12 protein-coding genes are annotated in these 6,172 nt (G+C 69.1%); 3 read left to right on the forward strand and 9 right to left on the reverse strand.

Annotated features, from left to right (window positions below):
• Nucleotides 1-6 precede the first annotated feature (6 nt).
• Entirely contained in the window at nt 7-1,014 is a 1,008-nt protein-coding gene (locus NQU54_RS44135; RefSeq protein WP_257635936.1) for a hypothetical protein, read from the forward strand.
• 111 nt (nt 1,015-1,125) lie between these two features.
• Here NQU54_RS44135 and NQU54_RS44140 read toward each other — a convergent pair whose 3' ends face one another.
• The 9 genes from NQU54_RS44140 to NQU54_RS44180 all read right to left on the reverse strand — a co-directional run bounded on the left by NQU54_RS44140 (nt 1,126) and on the right by NQU54_RS44180 (nt 4,364).
• Nucleotides 1,126-1,524 (reverse strand): PIN domain-containing protein, encoded by a 399-nt coding sequence (locus NQU54_RS44140; RefSeq protein ID WP_257635937.1) that lies wholly within the window; start codon nt 1,522-1,524, stop codon nt 1,126-1,128.
• Nucleotides 1,524-1,790, reverse strand: coding sequence for a hypothetical protein (locus NQU54_RS44145; RefSeq protein ID WP_257635938.1), 267 nt, complete (start codon nt 1,788-1,790; stop codon nt 1,524-1,526). The genes NQU54_RS44140 and NQU54_RS44145 overlap by 1 nt, the downstream gene beginning before the upstream one ends.
• An 84-nt stretch (nt 1,791-1,874) precedes the next feature.
• Nucleotides 1,875-2,081, reverse strand: coding sequence for a hypothetical protein (locus NQU54_RS44150; RefSeq protein WP_257635939.1), 207 nt, complete (start codon nt 2,079-2,081; stop codon nt 1,875-1,877).
• 36 nt (nt 2,082-2,117) lie between these two features.
• Entirely contained in the window at nt 2,118-2,684 is a 567-nt protein-coding gene (locus NQU54_RS44155; protein ID WP_257635940.1) for an NUDIX domain-containing protein, read from the reverse strand.
• Nucleotides 2,648-2,905 (reverse strand): hypothetical protein, encoded by a 258-nt coding sequence (locus NQU54_RS44160; protein ID WP_257635941.1) that lies wholly within the window; start codon nt 2,903-2,905, stop codon nt 2,648-2,650. Before NQU54_RS44160 ends, NQU54_RS44155 begins: the two co-directional genes overlap by 37 nt.
• Nucleotides 2,902-3,054: a hypothetical protein gene (locus tag NQU54_RS44165; RefSeq protein WP_257635942.1), complete on the reverse strand. Its 153-nt coding sequence runs from the start codon at nt 3,052-3,054 to the stop codon at nt 2,902-2,904. Before NQU54_RS44165 ends, NQU54_RS44160 begins: the two co-directional genes overlap by 4 nt.
• 28 nt (nt 3,055-3,082) lie before the next feature.
• Nucleotides 3,083-3,553, reverse strand: coding sequence for a plasmid transfer protein KilB (gene kilB / locus NQU54_RS44170; RefSeq protein ID WP_257635943.1), 471 nt, complete (start codon nt 3,551-3,553; stop codon nt 3,083-3,085).
• A gap of 81 nt (nt 3,554-3,634) precedes the next feature.
• Nucleotides 3,635-3,961 (reverse strand): hypothetical protein, encoded by a 327-nt coding sequence (locus NQU54_RS44175; RefSeq protein WP_257635944.1) that lies wholly within the window; start codon nt 3,959-3,961, stop codon nt 3,635-3,637.
• A 49-nt stretch (nt 3,962-4,010) separates the two neighbouring features.
• Nucleotides 4,011-4,364, reverse strand: coding sequence for a hypothetical protein (locus NQU54_RS44180; RefSeq protein WP_257635945.1), 354 nt, complete (start codon nt 4,362-4,364; stop codon nt 4,011-4,013).
• 293 nt (nt 4,365-4,657) lie between these two features.
• On the opposite strand from NQU54_RS44180, the gene NQU54_RS44185 reads away from it, so the two are divergent.
• Both NQU54_RS44185 and NQU54_RS44190 read left to right on the forward strand, forming a co-directional pair.
• Nucleotides 4,658-5,593 carry a DUF6192 family protein gene (locus NQU54_RS44185; RefSeq protein WP_257635946.1) on the forward strand — a complete coding sequence of 312 codons (936 nt, stop codon included), beginning with the start codon at nt 4,658-4,660 and terminating at the stop codon, nt 5,591-5,593.
• A gap of 2 nt (nt 5,594-5,595) precedes the next feature.
• Nucleotides 5,596-6,012: a hypothetical protein gene (locus NQU54_RS44190; RefSeq protein WP_257635947.1), complete on the forward strand. Its 417-nt coding sequence runs from the start codon at nt 5,596-5,598 to the stop codon at nt 6,010-6,012.
• Nucleotides 6,013-6,172 lie beyond the last annotated feature (160 nt).

Here is a 6,172-nt window from a genome sequence, read left to right on the forward strand (position 1 = left end):
GACATCGTGGCGATCGTGATCGACGCGAAGAACGAGATGAAGAAGTCGGTCGACAGCCTGGACAACCGCGTCAGCGAACTGGGCCGGGAAGTGCGAACAACGGTCGCCGCCGAGCTCGCCGAACTACGCGACACCAGCCTCGCTGACCTGAAGACATCACAGCAGGAGGCGCAACGCAATGCCTACAACACGGGCAAGCGCACCAGCGAGACCGCCACCGCAGTGACCGAGCTACGGCGCGACGTCGACCAACTGCGCCAGGACCTCGGGGAGGTACTGGCATTACTCCGCACCACGGCACCAGTAGCGGCCAGCGCCGCACCCGAAGCGCCTGACCGTGCGGAACCGGAATCCGGTGACGAGCCCCGCCACGAGCAAGCGGTTCTGCCCGGACAGCGGACCGCGCCGGAAGAGGCACCGGCACCAAGAGCAGCTGACACCTCCTCCCCGGCTGAAGCGGCCCAAGACGACGGTGTACCCGCCGAAACGGACGCCGAGCAGCCGACGTCGGAAGCACAACCACAGGCCGGACCGGAGGCGGATCAAAAGGAGCAAGAGACACAGGCAACGCTGGAGGCTGGTGCACGGACTTCGGACGATGCTCCAGTGAAGGAGCCGGCCCCCTTCAGCCCGGCAGGCCGGATCTGGGCGATCATGAGGGCCGGGCGGGTCTCGTCCGCGACGCTGGTCTGTCACCGCGACACCTGGGACTTCGTCGCGGCACAGGTTGGAAATCACCCGCACTTCCGGACCCCGACCCTGGAGGAACGCAACGAGGGCATGGTGGCCGCAGTGCTCTCCGGCCGGTCCCTCGTCGCCATGCTCCTGTCGCTTTACCGCGTCGCTGAGGCCCCCCGGGAAGGGGAAGGCATCGACGAACTGGTCGCTTACGCCGACTGGGCTATGGCCTCACAGGTCTACCGCAATACGGCGGAGGTGCTGAACCGAGCGCTCCATGAAGAGGGAGACCCGGTCGTGGTGACGATCGACAGCAGGCTGCCCGCCCGCCCGTGAAGCAGCCTCAGCACCCAGCGCCATGAAGCGCGAAGGCCACCCGGATCTTCCGGGCGGCCTTCGCGCGGCGAGCTGGTGAGCAATGAGACGCTCCACCCTCCGCGGAGCGGCCTACTGATCGGGGTGGACGGCCTGGACGCCCGTCCCTTCGTACACGTCGGGCGTCAAGGTAAGCAGGAAGCGCCCGGCAGGGAAGTCGGCGGAGGGGCGGGCGGCGTGGATGGCGTGGACGGCCGCCCAGGAGTACCCGGCATGCAGCAACGCAGCGGCGGTGAGGGCGGCTTCTGTGTCGAAGGGCTCGATCGTGATGAACCGCAGCCCGTGGATGTAGGGGAGAAGGCCGGACTGCTCGCTGTCGCCGACCGTCAGGGAAAGCACCGGGGCGTAGAGGGTGCCCAGGCCCCCGGATGCCTGGACGTAGAACGCGGCGACGGCCTCGTTGTACGGATCCTTGGGGTCGTGGAGGGCGGCGGCGGTCGTGTGGTCCAGGACGACCGCGATCGGCCCCACTATGCGGCCGCCGAGCCCTGGCCGGCGGCGAGGCGCTCCAGGAGACCACGGGCCTTCGCCTCGGCCTCCTCGCTGGGCACGCTGCCCAGGACGGAGGCGAGCTCGGCGCGGGCCTGCGCGGCGCGCTCCGCATACTCGGCCTGGGTCGGCTGGCCCTCGGCGAGATCCTCGACCAGCTGCCGGATCGTCGTGTTGCCCTCGGCCGCCAGAACGGCAAGGCGGTCACGCGCGGCCGAGCTCACCTTGATACTCGTTTCGTCTGCCATACCCCTGACTCTACTGCGAGTAGAGGAGCGGGTGCAGCCCACCGGCAGGAGGAGCCGCCGCGGCCTCCCGGCCGCCCGCCGCGGTCAGGCGGGCCGGTCCGGCGAGCCGAGCACGCCACGCGTGCGCAGTTGAGCGAGGTGCTCCAGCCCGCCAGGCCGGTACAGCGGCGCCGCATCGATATCAGCTTCGGCTGCGCTCATCCGGCGGGCGCCGCCGGCCTCGAGCTGGGCGACGGCAAGAGGAGGTTGCGGCTGGGGCCCGTGGCCGAGCGGCCGGCGCGTGATGCTCATAGCAGCTGATCGTATGTGTCCACGCGGACCGGAGGGTCACGTCTGCTGGTTGAGGTATTCGAGTGCGTGCTGGAGCAGCGGGCGGTGCGCGGCGTAGAGGGTGCGTCCCGCCGTGGTGACTGCTGCCTGGAGCTGTTCGAGGGAGCCGAACGGGAACCAGCCCGCGTCCGCAGCGTCGTCACCGGCGGTTGCGGTGACCTGCCCGGGCAACTGGTAGAGCGCGCTGATGGAGGCAACCCAGGCGTGGTCGGTGTTGCGCCAGTCGTCAACGACCTGGCGGCCGAGGATGGTGGGCTGCCGGTCGGCGAGGTCGATACCGGTTTCCTCGCGCAACTCGCGCACCAGCGCGGCCGGGGCCGTCTCGCCCGGGTCCACCATGCCCCCTGGGATGGCCTCGACCCCGATGTCGTCGCGGGTGATCAGCAGAACCCACCGCTGCTCACCGGTCCCGGCGACCACGATCGGGTCGGCGGCGGCGTTCTCCCCCCAACGGCCAAGATTCCGTCCGGTGCGTCCGGTGCGACCGTGCGGGTGCAGCGGCCAGCCCCGCTCGACGTCGAAGGGCATCAGGGCGTTGGTCTGCCGCTCGGCCCAGTCATGCACCAGGTCGGGCGTGGCGCCCGGTCGACCACCCAGCCGGGCACGTGCTGGGTCAGCGCCCGTGACCGCAGCTCGGGCGGCGTGATGTTCACCGGTGCGTACCCCGGCCAGCTCACTGACCAGCAGCGCCGTTCCTCGGGCACGGTCACGCCGGGGTGGTCGACCGGGGCGTAGCGGTCCGGGTCGAGGGCTACGACGTCGGCGGTGTAGCGGGTCTCATTCATGATTTCTCCTGGTCGGACTGGTGCATACGGCAAGTGCATGTGCCGCGGCCGCGGCGGGTGTCCATCAGGGCTACGCCCTGCGGGGCGATCGCGGCGTACAGGCCGTTGTTCTTCACCGTGCGGTCTTCGTCGCAGGCGTCTTCTCCCACGGCACCTCGCGGGGCAAGGGCATGGTGGTCAGGCCCGTACGAGCGGGCCGGCCGCGGCGGTGAAGGTTTTGTGCGCGGCCCGGGCGAGGTCGCCGCGTCGGTCGCGGTCGGCCTGGTCGGGGGCCTGGTGCAGGGTGAAGGTGACATCGACCAGGCGGTCCGCGAGCTGAAGGATCTGCGGGTCGTCGGTCAGCAGCTGGAGTTCGGTCAGGGCCTCGCCGGCGGCGGTGCGCGCTTCGAGCGCGGCCTGCTTGGCGGCCGTCTGCTCCGCCTCGGACGCATCCTTCTCCCGCAGCACCGAGCGCATGTTCTGGAGACGGCGCATCGCGGCGAGCCGGGTGAGGAAGCGGACGAAGACCTGCCGCAGTTCCATGCGCTGCTGTGCCTGTTGGGCATGCCGCTCGCGACGTGCGGCGGACCGCTCTTGCAGGCGGAAGCCGAGCACGGTCGCCAGCAGCGCGATCAGAGCTGCGACGGAGGACGAAACCAGCTGCTCCATGGTGCTGTTTCTCCCTGGTCCAAGGTGGATTGGGTTGTTGTACGGCGAACCCCCGGCGCGTGGCCGGGGGTTCGGGCTGCACTACCAGTTCGGGGCGCGGTCCTCGATCAGCCCCATCAGCCACCCGGGGGTGACGTCCTTGTCCGTTTGGCTCCGCAGCTCGACGTGGGTGGCGTCCATGTCGATGACGCCGTTCGCCAGGACGCGGTAGCCGGAGACGTTGGCGTGCCAGGTGTACTCGCTCGCACCGGGCTCGCGCTGATAGGTGATCCACACGCTGTACGGGGCGATCTTCTTGTTGAAGCCGTCGCTCAGGTGCGGTGTGTCCGCCAGGCGCAGGATCTCGATGTGCTGCTGGGCGAGCGGCTCGACGGACATCTTCGCCGGGGCCTCGATGGTCTTCTGCACGGTCTCTCTCCACTCGGTGTGATGGCTTTCGGGGCGTGCGATCGTGGCGTCAGAGCCACATGAGCTCGGACACCGCGATCGCGTCGGTGCGGCACAGGTGCAGCAGTTCCTTCGAGGTCAGCGCCTTCTTCTGCGCTCCCTCCCACACGAGTTGCGGTGCGACGGCGCCGACGAGGGTCTGGAGGGACGCGTCGCAGAGCGACGCCATCAGGGCGGGATCGCTGCACTTGGACACGCCGCGCCGCTTGGCTTCGGCGAGCGCCTGCTCGTAGCTCATCGGCAGCGGGGCGGGGGCGGGCTGTGTGGGGGCTTCGTCCCCAGTGCGGTCGATGACCACGCTCGGGTCGGCCAGGTAGGCGTGGGTCTGCGCCTGTTCGGCGTCTTCGCGGGTGCGGTGCCCCATGGAGAATCCGGCCGGCCCGTCCGATGCCCAGCGCTCGCCGTCGCGGGCAAGGTCAGAAGCTGTGTCAGAACCGGTGATCCGTGACGTTCCGTGACGCATGACAGAGTCGTTCGGCTGTGTGTCGTGTGTGGGGGCGTCTGCGAGCAGAAGCGGACCAGCTCGCACACGAAGCGGGTATTTTCGGTCGTTTGTGGTGACCTTGGGGCGGGCGGCGGAGGGTGTCAGGCATACGCGGGCCGGAGTGGTGGCGGCCGGTGAAGTGCCGGCCCTTCGGGCCCTTGGGAGCGTGTGCCATGGTCCAGACCGTCGGCAGTGTGCCGTGCGAGCGTTTCGATGATCTGGTGGACCAGTCGGTGAAGCTGGTCCGCGTGATGTCGGGCTGTCAATTCGCACTCGGAGACTTCGCGCTGGAGATCGCGCCGCTGCGGAACCACGGCGGGAACATGTCGCCGGCGGAGGGCGAGGAGCAGGGGGTGGAGGACTCCTTACGCCTGTTCGCCGAGGAGATAGGGCTGTCCTTCCACACGGTGCGGACATATCGGTGGGTGGCCGCGCGGTGGCCAAAGGATCAGCGCCAGGAGGGTGTCTCCTTCGAGGTGCACCGGATCTTGGCGTCGGCGCCGGACGCGTACGAGTTGATCCAGCATCCGCCGGTCAATGAACGGACGGGCCTCTCCGAGTGGAGCGGGGACGCGGCGAAGCGAGCGGCGGGCTGGGCGACCGCGACGCCGGTGACGGCGGCGGAGAAGGTCGAGGCCATCCGGGACCTTGCGCAGGACGAGGCGGTAGCGGCCCAGGCGGCATGTGACCTGCTGCACCGGCCGGAGGTGGCATTCAAGGCGATGAGGGACCGGCAGGCCCGTGAGCTGGTCAATCAGGCACAGTTCGATCAGGCCGAACTCGTCGAGGAAGGCGACGAGGAGGAGGACTGGTGGGACGAGAACGGCGCTGCGGAGGAGGACGGCATTGTTGATCCCGTCGCGATCGTGCGGGGTTTCCACCGGGCGATGGAGTTCACCGATTTGATCGGTGTCTGCCAGGGCTTCGTCGCCGGGGCGAGCCGGCTGGTTCCCCGACTGCGGGGACGGGAGTTCTCCGAATCTCAACTCGCACTGGTCACCCGGCATTTGGAGAAGATCCGGGCGACGGCGGACTGGATCGAGACGGCGGTGTCCACCGGGAAAGTGGACCTGGATGAGGCCCTGGCCGAGCTGCTGAGGGACAAGTAGCCATGAAACGGCGGGCGGGACTGCCCGCTCATGTTCACGGCGAAGCGGTACGCAAAGCCCTGCAGGAGGCACGTCCTGCCGGACTGCACCTGAAACAGCTGGTCAAAGCCACCAAACGCACCCCCGCACAGGTCTGGACGGGCATCCGCTTCCTGCGGAAGATCGCGGTCAAGGAAGGACTACCGCCGGTAACCTTCAACCGCCGGGACGGATTCCAGCTGTCCGAGGAGCCCGAGGTGTGGATCGCCTACGAACGCGCGATCTTCGGGGCCGAGCTGCATCGCATCACGAATTTCATCACCGGGATCGTCGCCCCGCACGCCAAACGCACCCCCGAGGACGAGTGGGCCCGCCTGGTCCTGGAACAGCTCGGCGGGGTCAAGGCCACCCTGGAAGTCCTCACCCGCATGGAACGCTGAGATGACCTGCCCGAACGAGCCCCGGCCAGCGGCCGTGCGCGAGCGGCACTACCCCACCGACACTACGGATGCCGAATGGGCCGTCCTCGAACCACTGCTGCCCGTCCCGGCCTGCCGGCTTCCCGCGGGCGGGCGCCCGGAGAAGCATCCGCGCCGCAAC

It is taken from the genome of Streptomyces malaysiensis subsp. samsunensis (assembly GCF_024519315.1).
Lineage (GTDB): Bacteria > Actinomycetota > Actinomycetes > Streptomycetales > Streptomycetaceae > Streptomyces > Streptomyces malaysiensis.

Excerpts from the sequence above, each read along its gene's own strand:
- NQU54_RS44190 (WP_257635947.1), top strand. The coding sequence starts at position 5,596 with ATGAAACGGCGGGCGGGACTGCCCGCTCATGTTCACGGCGAAGCGGTA.
- NQU54_RS44185 (WP_257635946.1), top strand. The coding sequence starts at position 4,658 with ATGGTCCAGACCGTCGGCAGTGTGCCGTGCGAGCGTTTCGATGATCTG.
- NQU54_RS44180 (WP_257635945.1), bottom strand. The coding sequence starts at position 4,364 with ATGGGGCACCGCACCCGCGAAGACGCCGAACAGGCGCAGACCCACGCC.
- NQU54_RS44145 (WP_257635938.1), bottom strand. The coding sequence starts at position 1,790 with ATGGCAGACGAAACGAGTATCAAGGTGAGCTCGGCCGCGCGTGACCGC.
- NQU54_RS44150 (WP_257635939.1), bottom strand. The coding sequence starts at position 2,081 with ATGAGCATCACGCGCCGGCCGCTCGGCCACGGGCCCCAGCCGCAACCT.
- NQU54_RS44160 (WP_257635941.1), bottom strand. The coding sequence starts at position 2,905 with ATGAATGAGACCCGCTACACCGCCGACGTCGTAGCCCTCGACCCGGAC.
- kilB (WP_257635943.1), bottom strand. The coding sequence starts at position 3,553 with ATGGAGCAGCTGGTTTCGTCCTCCGTCGCAGCTCTGATCGCGCTGCTG.